The sequence below is a fragment of the Psychrobacter sp. 1Y4 genome (assembly GCF_051847555.1).
The window spans coordinates 1-16,423 of the sequence record NZ_JBPYDE010000003.1 but is presented as its reverse complement, the minus strand read 5'-3'; the positions used below and the strand labels follow the sequence as shown (position 1 = coordinate 16,423).

Genomic DNA, 16,423 nt, shown 5'->3' with positions numbered 1-16,423 from the left:
CCATAATAATCGTAGCGTTTGAAGTAAGTGCTTGTTTGTTGCTTGGCGCTCACGGTTAGCGGTTTTTGTTCAAAGTCGTTCCTGACTGGTTGACAGTATATGTCCAACGTTGTCGTCTGCGTACAGGTGTATCATAACGTAGCAATAACCATAATAACCGCGCATAGATAGCAGGGATAGTTAAGCGTCCACCAGCGATGACATGGTAGTCATATTGCCAACTGCCCGCTGCATAACTATCGCTGACTCCGCCAAATGGGCATTGGCTAGCGCATACCACCATATGACCCTGCTCATATGCACGTTTTAATGCGGTGGCTAAACTCTCAGAGTAGGGAACGTTGCCTGCACCAAAACCCAATAAAATGATACCGCAGGGTGGCTCAGTCAACAGTGCCTCTAGTTGTTTGCCCAAGATATCAGGTGCATTGGGCAGACAGTATAGCGCATGTACGCTCGCCCGTTTGGCACGCGCTTGGATGCTGTCACCAACAGCCATTTGGTCATCAAGCCAGTGTTGACGACGAGTGTCTGGCAGCTGCTTTATATAACTGTTGTTTGGATAGCCAGCACGAGTATGACCAGTAAAAGCCATAAAGTCATGACTATGAATCTTTTGTACTGTTTGTGCAGGCCATGACTCGCCGCCAAAGCTAATTTTGACGCCGGATTCTCCAGCAGCAGCCAGACGTAGGGACTCACTAAGATTGTTCCATGCATCGCTATTTGCATCAACAGTATATGTCTGTAACACGTCGCTGTCTAACAGTGGACGCATACTACCTGTAACGATCAAGCACATATCAGTGCCTGCAAAAGCCTCTGCCAAAAATGCGCCAAGATAACTTAAAGTATCTGTGCCTGTAATAAGTATAAATTGACGTCCTCCTGTCGCATAGGCATCTAGTAGGAGCCTGTAAAAGTGCATAAAATCGTTTGAAGTTAGCTGGCTACTATCTTTAATTAGTGTGTTATCTAACCACGAGAACTCTGGTAGATAGTTTGTTTGACTGTAATTGGTGAGCAGCGTCTGTAAAGCTGGCAAGAAAATGTCGGCATCTAAAGGCGCCAATGGACGTCCATAACTACCAAAGGTACCACCAGCATAAATGAGCTGAATAGAGTTGGACGATAGATTTGTCGAGGTCGGGGGTAATGACATGGGTTTACCGTACTAGAAGTGAGTGAAAAAAATAAAATAGGGTTAATATAAATGATAAACCGTCAAATAGAAACAAGCATCTTATTTTCATAAGATGCTTGTTGATAAATAATCTTTGTTCAAAATACTGTAGAGCACTCTACCTTTATATTAAGCAGTACGCGCTAGCATCTCTTTTGCTTGACTTTGTTGTTCGCTATCACCTTGAGTGACGACTTCATTGAGTAGGCGTTTAGCACTATCGTATTCACCCAGTTGTAAATACTGACCTGCTAAATCTAACGTCACCTGATTGCTGTCCAAGGTCTGAACAAAATCGAAATCTGCTGCAAACTGTGCGGCAAAATCACTATCGGACGCTGCAACTGTCGTATCGTTTTGAATATCTGCATGGTAGTCCTCGGTGAAGCTGATATCAGCTTCATTCTCTACTGGTGTATCGGCAGTAGGTGAAGTTGCAACTTCATCAAAATCAAATTCTTCATCTATTGATAAAGTCTCTTCAATACTCTCATCAGTACTGTCGTCAATTACTTCCTGAGTCGCTGCTAATTCTAGTTGTGTAGCCTCGCTTACAGCTGGCTCGTCGCTACTGTCAGTTGTCTCAAGTGCAGCAAAACTGTCTACAACGTCGTTTCCTGACACCTGCTCATTTTCATTAAGGTTTTCTTGAGTGTCTAATGAGCTTGTAACAAGGGCGTTATCTTCAACTACTAAGCTATCTTCAACTGCCAAGTCGTCTGTAACAGACAAGCTATCTTCATCTTCTAGCAGTAACGCAAAATCGTCGTTAGTAGGCTGAATATTGTCTTCTTGATTAGTAGTATCTGTCTCTTTACTAGTATCTGCCTCTTCAACCAAGTCATCAAAGTCTAAAACAAATTCGTCATCCGAGCTGACATCTTGTGACTGGCTGTCTTGCGCTTGAACATCATCAAAATCTAGCTCCGACGAGTTGCTATCATCTGTCATCAAATCGAAATCAAGCATAAAGTCATCATCGACGTTTACGTTGTTTACGTGTTGATCCTTATTAACGTCATCTACAGTAACAGGCCGAGCACTTGTTTCATCAGCACTTGTCACTTCGGTTATATCAAAATCACTGATGTCATCGCCATCTGCTGTAGTTTCTAGCTGAGTAGTTTCTAAATGACTAGTTTCTAGGCTGCTGGCATTTAGATTGTTAGTTCCTGCGTTTGTGCTTTCCAAATCAGCTAACGTCAGGTCAAAATTTTCATCAGAATCATTGTTAGCGCTAGGGATGCTTTGTTGTGATGATACAGAGTCACTAAATGCTTCAGAACTATCTAAATTGTCGTTGTCTGTATCAGATTTAACATCCGTAACAGTCTGTGAGGTGGATAAGTCAAAATCTATACCTTCAAACGCAGCTTCATTGTCAGATTCAGGTTTTATCGGTTGGTTTTGCGTTTGTTCTTGGTCTAATAGAGCTTTGAGTTTATCAGCATTGTCTATAGCAGTTGCATTACCGGACAATTTGATCGCGTTATAAGTTTTATTAAAATCTTCACGCTGATCGGTTGTTGCATAGATATTTAATAGCTTAAGTAATAACTCAGAATCTTGAGGTTTTTCAGTTAAGCCTCGTTCAATGGTTTCAATGGCTTTATCATAACGCTGCTGATCTATAAAGCGTTGAGCCACGGTTAATGGATCAAATTTGGTCGCGTTTTGCTGAACAGGGACTTGTTTTGAGTCTACAGACGCCGTCTTTGGCTTTAATGTGGATGCATGAGCATCTACACTTTGATTGGTCTTATCCAAGTGTTGTGTGGTTGGTTGTTTGGCCTTGTTTTTGCGTAGCACGAGTACCGCTACCAGTAAAATTGCTACCAGACCCACAATGATATACAGCATATTATCCATAAATACTCCTAAGCCTACGAGCCTTGTTTACAGCAATTTATGCTGAGCAGCGAGGCAATTATTGATTGCGTAATTTTTTGAGACGAGCTTCAAGCTCAGCCAGTTTTTGGTTTTGTAGTTGTAATTTTTTGGCATAGCTACCAAGAATACTGTTGGTTGCTGCTACCCGCTTAGCCTGCTCAGCGGTCCGTTGACGCGCCGATTTTAGCGTGGCTAAAATATCTGTGCTTAATCCATTACCAGTTGCCGCGCCAGCTTTAGTTTGAGTGCCATCAGCGCTACCATCACGACCAGGCGCAACAACAGAAAAACGTGCTTTTGGCAAGGTTTTAGGAGCGACTTCTGAAGGCTTATTTGACTGTTTAGATGTTGTTTTTGTTTTAGAGGACATGTCTGTAGATGCTGTTAACTCCTTGTCGCTAGTCGAGTCTGCAGCAGTTGTCTTTTTTCTCTCTACGCTCTTTTTTTTAGCCCGGCTGACCTGTATGTAATGTTGTCTTTGAGCTGCAATAGCAGTCTGCAGACTTTCTTGTGAAGGTACGATGTCATAACTGGGTAAGCTCAGCTCAGCGTTGGCTTTTAGCAAGTCAGCATCCTTTGCAATAAAAGCATCAGGATTTTGCGATTTTATTTGTTTCATAACCGTCGATACGTCAACATTATTTTGCTGTGCAATCTGCTGAGAGATAAGCCAAAGATTATCATTACGTTGTACGGTATAGCTTGTCATGGCTGTACTTTTACTGTCTGACATAGAGTCTGTGGCCGCTATATCAGTACCGGTATTTGAGGAAACGGTAGCAGAGGGCAATGGTGCGTTGGATGAAGTGCTTGTCGCCTTAATATCATTTGTAAAAGGGGTTGGCCGATTTGGACTATTTTTGAGATCTGTTTTTAGCTGTATTTGACGAGTTACTTGAATATTTAAGATATCGGCTTGTTTGTTGGTATTAACAGCAGTTTCGATAGGGCTAAACGCAGTATTCTTCACGGGCATACTGTTGTTTAGAGCTTTGTTTTTTTGCGTATTATCTTTAGCAGCCAAGCTGGTATTAGAGGCAGCCGAATTCTCTAATGCTAAGACGCTTTTTGGGTCACTGGTATTTACCGGATCTGTTTTACTGGTTTGTTTAGTGTTAGTATTATTCGTCGTTGAATTAACATTGCTCAAACCTTTGTTGTTTAGGTCGTCAGCAGACAAACCGGTTGTCTCTCTTATCTTTAATGAGCTTATCTGTGATACACGTGAAGTCTGAGATACTGACAAAGGGGTGGTTTCAGCTGGACTTGTCACTGCTGGTGCATTGACATTAGGTGTTTTACGCAAGACAGTTTTTGGTAATGTCTGCATTGATGCTGGCGTTTGGGTATCTGGTACCATAATCAATGGTGGCGGCGCACCACGTCTGACCGTTAGGGGTTTAGCGTTAGAGTTTGACACTACCGGCAAGTTTGGTTTTGGCGCACCTGATACCACTCGTTTGGACTGTTTAATTGGTACGTTATTATTACCAAGAGGCATCAGTAGAGTCTTAGGAATGACATTGCGTTGGCCATTATCATTTATTGCTAGTACGACATCTGCAAATGGCATTGTTACAGGCTGTGATGTCTGGATAAGTAATTGACCTGCGGTGGCAGAAATCGGTACAAACCGTACAGCCATAGATGCTGTAGGGGTCAGCCCCATTTGCTGATAAATCACAGGACTTGCAATACTAGCGGCAAAATCTTTAGCATCGATGTCGGTGACCGTAATACTGGCAGTCAAAGGTTCATGCTGAGCAGAGGTAATGGTTGTTTTACCCATAGTGGCTGCTTGAGCAACAGGTAACCACGCAATAGAGCTCACAGAACAAAGGAGTGCTACTGACACCGCGTGATGAATATTAGTCAATCGATGAGGTAAATGCCAAGACATGCGCAGCCCTTTTTATTATGACTTATTGAGAAATGACTTACGAAAATAGCCAAATACAATTATGTTTATCGCAATGTATTAGGTACTCGTATCGCTTTAATTAAATAATATTTAACACCCTGCTAATGTACTTTTTTATCCAATAACATCGCATCCCCATAACTAAAAAAGCGATATCGATGGCTAATTGCATGTTGGTAAGCTTGTTCAATAGCTGCTTTACCTGAAAATGCGGATACAAGCATTAATAAGGTAGACTTGGGTAAATGAAAATTGGTTAGTAGACGATCAATCACGCCAAACTCAAAACCAGGATAAATAAATATATCGGTATCGCCTGACCATGCAGCAATAATTTGTCCATCGTTTGCCGTTTTTTGATAAGCCGTCTCAAGAACACGTGCAACAGTCGTGCCAACAGCTATGACTTTTTTACCTTTTGCATGGGTTTGATTGATTAGGTCTGCGGTTGTTTGCGGTAAATGGGCATATTCACTATGCATAGTATGATTGAGCAGGTTTTCTGTCTTGACAGGCGCAAATGTACCTGCACCAACGTGTAGAGTGACAAACGCGGTATTAACCCCTTTGTTAGTCAAAGCTAAGAGAGTGGTTTCATCAAAATGTAAGCTCGCTGTGGGCGCGGCAACGCTGGCCAGTTTGGCAGGATCATGAAACACCGTTTGATAGCGAGTATTGTCAGTTGCATCAGCATGACGCTCAAAGTAAGGCGGGATTGGCAGCTCACCGTAGATTTCTAAATCAGGAAGAATAGGCGCATCGAAAGCTAACACAAATAAGTTATCCTGACGACCGATCATCTCACAGCTCATATTGTCATCAGCTAACCATAAGCGTTGTCCAATTTTTGGCGCTTTACTGGATTTTACATGACACAGTGCAATATTTTGGCGTGTGGCTAATGATTCATGATTGATATTTATATCTTCTAGTTCCGCGCGCTCTATCAAACGTTCAATCAATACTTCAACGCGCCCTCCAGTATCTTTTTTACCAAATAGTCGCGCTTTCATTACTTTAGTATCGTTAAAGACAATAAGATCGCCCGCGTCAAGCAACGACGGTAATGCGGTAAATAAATGGTCTTGAGGCAGACTTGTTTGTTCTGATTGATCTATAGTGGGTACATAAAGCAACTTAGAATCCGAGCGCTTAGCTAACGGATAGCGAGCAATTAGCTCGTCTGGTAATTCATAATCGTAATCGGCTACGCTCAGATAAGTCAGTGGGCTATCATCATGTTGAGTATCATTCATATCGGTATCGTTATCTACATTAGGAGTGGTGGTTTTGATGTTTAAGTTGGTCATAATGAGTCATACAGGTAGGTAAAATTTTGGCATTAGTTTAGCAGAAACGGGATAATAGCGGAAAAGTTCCAAATATAGTCAGATCAGTATAAAAAAGACACGATTAATCGAATAAGGTAAGTTGTGGTAGGGGCTGTACTGCAGAAGCTAAAGACGAGTAGGTGACTCCTACGAGTCTAATAGGTAGGGCGCGCGGTATGTCTAAAAATAGCTTATCTAACCAGTAATGCGCAGATTCTGCGCTAATAAAAGCCGTGGATAAAGTATGTGAGCGCGTTATTTGTGTGAAGTCAGCGTATTTTACTTTGAGGGTAATGGTATAAGCAATAAGCTGCTTATTGTTCATCTGTTTAAACGCATCAGCGTTCTGCTCATGTATCTGTAACCGTAATTGTTCGCAATCGTTCAGGTTGTCTTTAAAGGTAGTCTCTGAACCGACTGATTTGTGCTGACGTTCAGATTTTACTAATCGCTCATCACGTCCATGAGCAATATCATGATAAAACTGTCCTCGTTTACCAAACTCGTTAACTAATGCGGCAGCGGGCACCTGACGAAGATCAGCACCAGTAGACACTCCCATAGCATGTAAGCGTCTGGCCGTTGCTTTACCAATTCCATGAAAACGCTCTATAGGTAGCGTACTAATGAATGCTTCTGCATCATCAGGGGTGATAATCGCTGTACCATTAGGTTTATTCATATCAGAAGCAATCTTTGCTAGCATTTTATTAAACGAAACACCTGCCGATGCCGTTAGTCCTGTTTGCTCTAATATTTGTACTCGTAACCAGTTAGCCATTAGGGTAGCTGAGCCTTTATGTACTTGAAGGCCTGTAACGTCAAGATAAGCTTCGTCCAAAGATAGTGGCTCAACATGCGGTGTCAGACTATGCATAATAGAGCGAATTTGGCTACTGACTGCTCTATAGACATCAAATCTTGGTCGTACAAATATCACCTCTGGGCACCGCTTGCGGGCTTCATAAGAGGACATCGCAGAGCGTACGCCAAATTTACGCACCTCATAACTGGCAGCAGCGACCACACCGCGACCACTTGGATCTCCACCCACGACTAAAGGCTTGCCACGGTATTGGGGAAAATCTCGTTGTTCAACACTAGCATAAAAAGCATCCATGTCGAGGTGAATAATCTTACGAGAGGTAGGGGTGATAGAAGCTGTCATAGATTCTATTTTACCTGAAAGTATGGAGTTTTTGAGTAGTAGTTGTTGAATATAAGATGTAATCGGAGGGGTTTAAAGCTAGATATTAACCAGCTGCACTACATTAATCTTAGAATCAACCGTTTGTGTAGCAGACTAATAGACACATTTTTGAATATATGACCATTCATTAGCCTTAGTAAGCTTTATTTAACAGCAGTACTACTATTTATTCGATTGATTTTACCATTTAAGAATACATTTGTACCACTTATGACAATGAAAAAATAAGTAGTAGCTGTTAGTGCACTTAGTTTGTTAAGTTAAGTCAAGATTGTTCAAAGTCATATCTTTAACTAAACAATCTAAAACTGGATTATTTAATTTTACTAATTAATTCATGGCAAAAATCCAATTAATATAAAAATATTATCATTCGAAAAATGATAGTGATACAGGTATTTGACTTCATTTTGAATAATAAAAGATAAAGGCTTTATATTACTATAATGTAATAAATCTTTTAAACTTTCAAAAAAAACTAATGACTAAGGAGTTTAAAATGAACAATCAATTAAAAGGTAGTGATCTAACTCGAGCAATGTTAAAAAACGGTGACCATAACATATGGTGTGCAGTAGACGACGAAAGTGATGAGCGGGCTATTACAGATCATAAGAATAATGACTTTACCGCTCGTATTGTATCTTTTGTAGATGGTAAATTCATCTGCACAAGTGGGGCACCATGGACCTATGCTGTCCCCATTAAGATAGTGGCAATTACGCAAGAAGATGCAGGGTTATAAATATTTAGTAGCCATTGAGCTAAGGAGATATAACTGAGATGATTATTAAGGGTATGAGTTGGTACTGATGATTTCTTTGCTTTAATTAAGAAATAGATGAGGTTATTTAGTAAATAGAATAAATGCCTCCATATTTATAGTTTCTATTATCAACTTATTTCCGTAACCAGTAATATTTATATATCATCGTATAATTGAAGTTGTTTGCGTAAAATATTTTCTAATCAACCTGTTTTTACAGGTATTTTTATTTAGCGAAAATAAATATACTATCTTTCATATACGAAAATTTAGAGATAGCATTATTCTGAACATGTTTTTTGGATTACTAGGAAGTAATAACAGAGTTAGACTAGAATTTGTGGGGAGGATTCCTAATATATTATTATAAAATAACTTTCTCATAATTCTAGCAGCTACTGGTGTAAATATTTTAAAAAAAGGGGCGAGCGACAATTAATGTGCGCTGCCCCTTTCTTCTTTAACTATCTCTCTTTTTAGACAAACTATCTTTGCTTATACTAATTTTTCATATTAATCATTCAATATAGAAAATTGTTACTTCGTTGAGCTTTATTCAATTTAGTATAGGCAACAGGTATATCTGTATCAGGCATATAGTTATCAGATATATATCAAAGATAAAATATACAAGCCATAACTTCACCAGCTAGTCAATGATGAGGCGCTACTTTGACTGATAAAACCATCTGGTGTTTGTCCATTGTTAGCCTGCCAGCTCTGAAATGCCTTACGAGTATTGGTGCCGATAATTCCATCAGCGCCTTTGGTATCATAGCCTGCACTGGTTAAGCGCTGTTGTAAACGGGTCACTTGCGCCGTTGATAGTGGGCGCTCATAACGTGGCCATGATTTACGTAGGCCACTTTTTCCAACGATTGCATTACCTAATAAGCTGACGCCCAATGCGTAGTTTGATGAGTTGTTATAGACTTTTATCACATCGAAGTTAGGGCTAAGCAGTAGGGCTGGGCCATCTTTACCAGCAGGTAACCAAAGCTCCATCTGCGTATTGGCATCTAAGCTTACATCATCAATGGTATCGAGACCGAGGGCTGCCCATCTAGCAGCAGGCTGCTTGGTACTGACCGTAGAGTAATCAAAAGATGCTGGCAAGGTGACTTCGTAGAATGGTGCCAGACCGCGTACCCAGCCTGAGTTGCTCAGGTAGTTGGCGGTTGATGCCAGCGCGTCGGCCGTTGACCATGGATTGCGATGACCGTTACTGTCGCCATCGACACCATGTTTTACCCAGGTATCAGGGATGAACTGCGTCTGTCCCATACCACCTGCCCAAGAGCCTTCAAGTTGAGACCAAGATACATCGCCACGCTGTAATAGCTGCATAAGTGACAGTAATTGAGTCTCAGCAAACTCTTGACGGCGTCCATCATAGGCAAGGCTTGCAAGTGCACTTGGTAAATAGCTGTTGCCAGTGACTGCACCAAACGAGGACTCCATACCCCAGATCGCAGCAATAATCTCTGCATTAACACCATATTGGGATTCTAAACTTGATAAATACGAGCGCTGCTCTGCAAATTTGCGTTTACCAGTTGCGATGCGTCCATCTGACGCCGCTGAGTCTGCATACTCCCACGGCATTTTAGAAAACTCAGGCTGACCTGAATCGAGTGAAATAACTTGCTCGTTTAGGTAGGCTGAGCCGAGTAAACGCTGGACATCGGATGAGCTATATCCGGCAGACATAGCACGCATAGAGAAGTCTGATTTCCAGTCTGAAAAACTGCGGTAGCTAGGTTTAGGGGTAATGACCGTCTGTTGTTGAACAATGACAGGAGCAGGCTTTACTTTGATAGTTTGAGTCTGTGTCACCTGAACGTTGCCTTGACGCACAGGCTTAGTTGGTTGCTGCGTTGTCGGTTGAGTGGCACAACCAGCTGCTAATAGTATAGGCAGTAGGATCGCATATTGCTTATTTAACATCATAAAAGGTCTCGAATATCAATAAATACTAGAACAATAGTAGAAAAATAGGTCAAATTTAAAACAAGTTTGAGGTCATAAAGGATCGGTGCTGAGAGCTATTATGAACCAACAACGAAAAATTACTGTAGCAATAAACAGGCATAAAGTCGATGGTATAAATACGGTTATTATTGATTTTGAAACAGTACATTAGCAACAAAATACCACTAGGCTAGTTTTGTTTTTAAGTATGATATTAGGTTTGTCAAAGGACATAGGGAGAAATGCAGCGTCATTACGTTGCTGCATTTATAGTACATATTATCGAAAGCTAAGAAATACTATGATTCTTACGTTTTTAAATAAAGTTTATTCGTTATTATGGTGTCCCAGCATGATCGACTTTGACTTGTGTAGACAGCATACGACCTTTAGTCTCAGCTTTACGCGATGCCTCATCCCAGTCAGGGGCTGCACACATAAATAGTGTTTTACCATCCTGTCCACCAAGAGCCACAGCAAAAATACCGTCAGGTGCGGTATCGATAGTTTCTAAAATTTTACCACCCTCGCTAATACGTACAGCACGCTGATTTAAAGTATCTGCAATCCAAACAGCGCCTTCGCTATCTAGTGCAAGGCCGTCTGGTAGAATTTCGGCGTTTCCTATACGCACACCAAGGTTTGGCTCATCGCCCAATTCGCCAAAGCTTGCAAAGTCACGTTTTTCGCCAAGTGTCCCATCTTTATTAATATCAAATTGCGAGATTTTATTGCCAAATAGTTCGTTGACGATTAAGGTCTTTTCATCGGCTGATATCACCATGCCATTGGGAAAAGACAAACCTTTTGCAACCACTTGTGAGCTTCCATCCGGTCTAACCAGTACCAGTCCTGCGTGCTCATGATCAGCGCCGCCCATCAAGTCAAAGCCAAAGTTACCGACGTAAGCGTTTCCATTGGGAGCGACCACCATATCGTTAGCATGTCCACCGCAATGCTCCCAAATGTCAGCGTGCACGACTAATTCGCCATTGTCTTCTAAGCGTAAGACTTTACGGTCTTTCATCGATACTACCAGCATACGACCGTCAGGCAACCAACCTAAACCAGAAGGTTGCTGTTCAATATGGACAATTTTTTCTGCCACACCTTGATCATTAACGCGGTAAACCCCCTGCGTATAAAAATCAACAAACCATAAAGCGTTTTTATACCAGCGAGGGCCTTCTAGATAATGAAAGCCATCAACGACAACGTCTAACTCATATTTCGACATAATTATTTCCCTTAATTAGTGGTTATCTTCCTTGATAAATAAGTGCAATTATTTTACATAATGATTGTTTTTCTTTTAGAGTATCTCCTTATATATCGTTGTCACTTCATCTAACGTCATATCCTTAGGATTGGTCGCAATCAGTCGAGCATAAGTATTCGTCACTATGTCTGCTAGAGCAGAGATATCCTGGTCTGTAATATCTAATTCACTCAAACGATATTTAAGGCCACTCATCTCTAAGAAACCTCGCAACTGTTTGATGAACTGACTTGCCGCATCAAAATCATTCATACCAGAGGTTTGAGCAGGCATGACGGCACGAGCCAGCTCTGCATAGAGAGGTGCTGCTGCTGATAAGTTAAAAGTAAATACCCCGCACATAACAAGAGCATTGGCATGTCCATGTGGAATATGGAAGTTAATACTAAGCGGGTAGGAGAGTCCATGTACAGCGGCTACGGAAGAGTTGACGAAAGCAATACCGGCTAGCGTGGAGCCCAGTAGCATATCAGCACGAGCGTCGATATCATCGACTTGATTTAATACTTTCTCAAAGTTATTCCAGAGCATCTGCAAGCCTTGAAGCGCTAAGGCGTCTGAGATAGGATTCTTTTTCGTACGGCTGGTATAAGCTTCAACACAATGCACCATGGCATCAAGTGCTGTTGCAGCAGTAATGTGGCGAGGTAAATTAAGGGTTAGCGTCGCATCTAAAATGGCGACATCAGGTAGGATTTTTGGGGTATAAATCGCTTTTTTGCTGCCATCTTTTGCCGTGATGACTGATACAAAGGTAGATTCTGCGCCAGTACCAGCGGTGGTCGGTATCGCAAACAGAGGTAGCTTGTTAAAACCACTGACATCTTTATCCAAAATATCATTAACAGACTCAAAGTCGTTTGGATATAAAGCGACAATTTTTGCAGTATCGATAGAGCTACCACCACCTAAACCAATAACCAACTCACACTTATTGTCTCTAGCAATTTTGATAGCGTCATTGACGACTTGAACAGGCGGGTCAGCTACAACGGCATCGAAAACAACTGCTTGTATGCCAGCTTCTTGCAACGATTGCTGAGCAATATCGACATAGCCTAGCTGAGTGATGCCAGCATCCGTAACGATAATAGCCGATGTTGCAGAGTACTGCTTGGCTAATGCACCGAGCTTTTGGCGCATACTGTCAGCTTCGCTAACGATATGACCATTGGTATAAAATTCAATCCCTATCATGTGTTCTTCCTTGTGTAGAGGTACTTCCATGTATAAAGCAGTACTAATTGTAATGTAGTATTCATGGTTCTGTATACATAAGTTCCTTACTTATAAGTTTTCCAGTATGAACTTATACTAAGTTTTTATAGTGCTTTATATCTAATTTATTAAGATTTTATTATTATTTTTGATGCTTAACGTTTGTAATAAGGAGCAAATTACTGAGTATATGATTAATAATAATACCTGTATAAACACGTCATAAAATGATTTGACAGCTATCATTATAGCTGCTAATTTTAAATAGCTTTTTAATTTAGAAGCATTATTGATAATGCTTCTAAATTCTATAGAAGCTTATTTAACAATGAATGTCATATATGCTGCAAAAAATCTGAATCGACAAGCTCGTAATTATCCAGCCAATCAATAAAATAACCTCTAATTTTTAATCACTATCAAAAGGAATTAATAGTGAAACTTGCCCCTCTATTATCTATAACGGCGCTTGCAGCTGTCAGCCTATTTGGTTGTTCTAACCAGTCCAATAGCAGTAGTGACGAGGCCTCATCTCAGGAAACTATCGTTCTACGTTTTTCACACTTTTATCCATCGACCTCCGATATCAACGAGCAAATATTTGAACCGTGGGCCAAAAAAATAGAAGCAGATTCTGATGGACGTCTCAAGGTCGAAGTCTATCCTTCAGCAACGATTAGTAAAGCAGATACTGCTTATGAGTCTGCAGTAAAAGGAACGATTGACATCGGCTCTCAGGTACAGGGTTATACCAGCGGTCGATTCCCACTGTCTCAAATCGCAGAGCTTCCAGGTTTGTCTAATTCGTCCACACAGACAGGCTGTATGTTACAAACGCTTTATGATAATGGTGCTATTGCTAGTGAGTATGATGACTCACACTTACTGTTCATGTTCGCTACGGGACCTGGGACTTTACATAGCACTAATAAATTAATTAAAACTCCTGAAGATATGAGAGGTATGCGTATTCGTAGGCCTTCAGCAGTGGCGGGTGACATTATTGAAAGTATGGGTGCTTCACCTGTAGGACTACCTGCTAATGATATATATACTTCTCTACAGCGCGGTGTTGTTGATGGATTGAGCTTTCCATGGGAAGCTATGGCAACTTTTAAGCTTGATGAGCTGACAAAATATCATACTAATATGCCATTCTATAGTTCCGCCTTAATGGTAACTATGAACAAAGACAAATATGAAGGCTTGCCAGAAGACTTGAAACAAGTTATTGATGCCAACTCAGGTATGGCACTTAGCAAGAAAGTAGGTGCGATGTGGGATAAGACTTATTCGGTACAATTGCAAGCAGCTCGAGACAAAGGTGACGAGGTTATTGATATTTTAGATCCACTCAACGATCCAGACTGGAAAGGGCCTCTTGAAAAGGGCACACAGAAGTATCTTGATGATGTCAATGCCTTAGGCTTGGATGCTGATGGTGTTTATGAAAAAGCCAAAGCTGCCAGCATCGCTTGTAAAGTTTAACTTATTGAAAGTTTTAGCCTTGTCATCATCATGCCTACTTACCCAGTCGCTGATTTGATTTATTAAAATCTCATTAAACAACTGATTAAAGATCCTAACGTAACAAGGTGGATGTAAAAGAAAGGCATTGACGGTTCTAACGGCCAATTAACCACTATTACCATTGTTTAAAGCCCACTTATAGAGCTTTTTGATTCCGTAACTTCCGGGATCAACTAGCTCAAGCATATCTGCACAAGCTTCCGCACAAGATACTCGGTATACAGGATTGTAAAAGCCAGGAGTCTTTGGCCTGAATAAAGCAAGATAGTCGTATTTAAAATGTTGGCGTTTATTAAACCAGCGTAGAACATAGCCCATATCGCACATAACTGGTATCAGAACCCAGTGACTGCCCGACATATCGATATTCTTGCGTCTTAGTCCGCCATCACGGTGACTTGAGGTAATACAATCGTAGCACTGATTACCAAGGTCGTTGATGACAAGCTCACAATGACTAAAGGGCGAGCCATCAATTAGACTAATCGCTCGATCCAATAGCGTCTCATGTGTAGCAGTATAAAAAGCTAAATAGGTAGATTGCATCAAGAAACCTCCGCTGAAATTTATAGTTCAATAGGTGGTTTATCTACAGCCATAAGTGTATTTATCTGAGTTGCCCATTCGTAGAGCTTTTTGAGTCCGTAACTTCCGGGATCAACTAATTCAAGCATATCTGCACAAGCTTCAGAACAAAACAGCGAATGTGCAGGTTCATAAAAGTTTGGGATTACAGTTCTAATTATGCCAAAGTAGTTATATTTGAAGTTTTGGCGTTTATCGAACCAACGAAGAACATGACCCATATCGCACTTAACTGGTATCAGAACCCAGTGACTGCCTGACATGTCGATATTCTTGCGTCTTAGTCCGCCATCACGGTGACTTGAGCTAATACAATCGTAGCACTGATTACCAAGGTCATTGATGACAAGCTCACAATGACTAAAAGGCGAGCCATCAATCAGACTAATCGTTCGATCTAGCAGTTTCCCATGATCAGCAATATAAAAAGCCAGATATGTAGTTTGCATCAAATCAATTGGTTGCACGTTTAGCCTCCAAAAGTCCTTTTTGATTAAATCGTAGGCTATATGGTTATTTTATAACACTATAAACTCACATTGAGTATATTTATTATAGTAGAGCTGATGCTCTCAGCTGCTATGTTTGTGTTTCTATTTTCATTAGATAAAACAAAAAGGAAGAGACGCTTAGCGCAGATTGAGCATTGAAAGGAACTAGTCAGACAATCGGCGTTTTATAAACCAACCAGCGATAATAATTAAAGCCAATACGCCAAAAATCTTAGAATAAGGTGCTAGGGTAGTTTCAACCATCTGATAGTTTTCACCAAAATAATAACCCGCAAGCATTAGTACAGTTGTCCAGATGCTAGACCCTAATGCCGTTAAGGTTAAAAAAGGTAAGAGTGACATTTTATTCATCCCAGCAGGGATTGAGATAAATGAGCGAATACCGGGTACCATTCTTCCGAAGAATACGGCTTTTTTACCATGGTTATCAAACCAGTCATTAGTCGCGGAGATATCATCAGGCTTTACAAATACGTATTTGCCGTATTTCTCTGCGAATGTTATCAATCGTTCTTTATCAAATAGGCTTCCTAGATAATATAAAGGTAGGGCACCTAGCGTAGCGCCAATCGTACCAGCCAGTATAACTATTATAAGATTTAAATCACCTTTTGATGCGGCAAAACCAGCTGCTGGCATAATAACTTCAGAAGGTATGGGCGGAAAAACGTTTTCGGCAAACATAGCAAATACAATACCTAAATAGCCAAACTTTGCCATGATAGCCAGTATCCACTCGCTCATTTGATTCATTATGGCCACTTCTTAAATTTTAGTAGATATTGACTTTTTGAGGACAAACAATAAATGTACGCCAGTTTTGTTACCTATAAATCTCAATTAAGGTATGTTATGTCAATCTGTATAGGGTAAAGAATGTAAGACACAAAAAAACCTCAAACAATCTAATGTTTGAGGCGAAACTTGCTTAAACTTTACAGTTTAAATTCGTTTTAAATATGGCGCAGCGGACGGGACTCGAACCCGCGACCCCCGGCGTGACAGGCCGGTATTCTAACCAACTGAA

At 40.7% G+C, this 16,423-nt stretch carries 13 protein-coding genes; 2 read left to right on the top strand and 11 right to left on the bottom strand.

Annotated features, from left to right (window positions below):
- Positions 1-55: 55 nt before the first annotated feature.
- The 5 genes from ACS8FC_RS02900 to dinB all read right to left on the bottom strand — a co-directional run bounded on the left by ACS8FC_RS02900 (position 56) and on the right by dinB (position 7,493).
- A complete protein-coding gene (locus ACS8FC_RS02900; protein WP_439295823.1) occupies positions 56-1,162 on the bottom strand; it encodes an asparaginase in 1,107 nt (368 codons plus the stop codon).
- Between the two features lie 150 nt (positions 1,163-1,312).
- Positions 1,313-3,052: a FimV/HubP family polar landmark protein gene (locus ACS8FC_RS02895; RefSeq protein ID WP_439295821.1), complete on the bottom strand. Its 1,740-nt coding sequence runs from the start codon at positions 3,050-3,052 to the stop codon at positions 1,313-1,315.
- 58 nt (positions 3,053-3,110) lie between these two features.
- The gene (locus ACS8FC_RS02890) at positions 3,111-4,973 is read right to left on the bottom strand and encodes a type IV pilus assembly protein FimV (RefSeq protein WP_439295820.1); all 1,863 of its coding nucleotides are present in this window, start codon (positions 4,971-4,973) and stop codon (positions 3,111-3,113) included.
- A gap of 122 nt (positions 4,974-5,095) precedes the next feature.
- Entirely contained in the window at positions 5,096-6,250 is a 1,155-nt protein-coding gene (gene queA, locus ACS8FC_RS02885; RefSeq protein WP_439260827.1) for a tRNA preQ1(34) S-adenosylmethionine ribosyltransferase-isomerase QueA, read from the bottom strand.
- Between the two features lie 157 nt (positions 6,251-6,407).
- Complete coding sequence (gene dinB / locus ACS8FC_RS02880) at positions 6,408-7,493, bottom strand: DNA polymerase IV (protein ID WP_439295818.1); 1,086 nt, start codon at positions 7,491-7,493, stop codon at positions 6,408-6,410.
- 541 nt (positions 7,494-8,034) lie between these two features.
- On the opposite strand from dinB, the gene ACS8FC_RS02875 reads away from it, so the two are divergent.
- Positions 8,035-8,280 (top strand): hypothetical protein, encoded by a 246-nt coding sequence (locus ACS8FC_RS02875; RefSeq protein WP_299216540.1) that lies wholly within the window; start codon positions 8,035-8,037, stop codon positions 8,278-8,280.
- 663 nt (positions 8,281-8,943) lie between these two features.
- On the opposite strand, the gene ACS8FC_RS02870 is transcribed toward ACS8FC_RS02875, so the two are convergent.
- From ACS8FC_RS02870 to ACS8FC_RS02860, 3 genes are all read right to left on the bottom strand, one after another.
- Positions 8,944-10,251: a lytic murein transglycosylase gene (locus ACS8FC_RS02870; protein ID WP_439295817.1), complete on the bottom strand. Its 1,308-nt coding sequence runs from the start codon at positions 10,249-10,251 to the stop codon at positions 8,944-8,946.
- Positions 10,252-10,609: 358 nt separating this feature from the next.
- Entirely contained in the window at positions 10,610-11,509 is a 900-nt protein-coding gene (locus ACS8FC_RS02865; RefSeq protein WP_439260620.1) for an SMP-30/gluconolactonase/LRE family protein, read from the bottom strand.
- A gap of 75 nt (positions 11,510-11,584) precedes the next feature.
- A complete protein-coding gene (locus ACS8FC_RS02860; RefSeq protein ID WP_439295816.1) occupies positions 11,585-12,748 on the bottom strand; it encodes an iron-containing alcohol dehydrogenase in 1,164 nt (387 codons plus the stop codon).
- Between the two features lie 456 nt (positions 12,749-13,204).
- On the opposite strand from ACS8FC_RS02860, the gene ACS8FC_RS02855 reads away from it, so the two are divergent.
- Positions 13,205-14,257: a TRAP transporter substrate-binding protein gene (locus tag ACS8FC_RS02855; RefSeq protein WP_439295815.1), complete on the top strand. Its 1,053-nt coding sequence runs from the start codon at positions 13,205-13,207 to the stop codon at positions 14,255-14,257.
- 147 nt (positions 14,258-14,404) lie between these two features.
- Here ACS8FC_RS02855 and ACS8FC_RS02850 read toward each other — a convergent pair whose 3' ends face one another.
- The 3 genes from ACS8FC_RS02850 to ACS8FC_RS02840 all read right to left on the bottom strand — a co-directional run bounded on the left by ACS8FC_RS02850 (position 14,405) and on the right by ACS8FC_RS02840 (position 16,149).
- The gene (locus ACS8FC_RS02850) at positions 14,405-14,845 is read right to left on the bottom strand and encodes a hypothetical protein (RefSeq protein WP_439295814.1); all 441 of its coding nucleotides are present in this window, start codon (positions 14,843-14,845) and stop codon (positions 14,405-14,407) included.
- A gap of 20 nt (positions 14,846-14,865) precedes the next feature.
- Positions 14,866-15,351, bottom strand: coding sequence for a hypothetical protein (locus ACS8FC_RS02845; RefSeq protein WP_439295813.1), 486 nt, complete (start codon positions 15,349-15,351; stop codon positions 14,866-14,868).
- Positions 15,352-15,540: 189 nt separating this feature from the next.
- Positions 15,541-16,149 carry a DedA family protein gene (locus tag ACS8FC_RS02840; protein WP_439295812.1) on the bottom strand — a complete coding sequence of 203 codons (609 nt, stop codon included), beginning with the start codon at positions 16,147-16,149 and terminating at the stop codon, positions 15,541-15,543.
- Positions 16,150-16,423 lie beyond the last annotated feature (274 nt).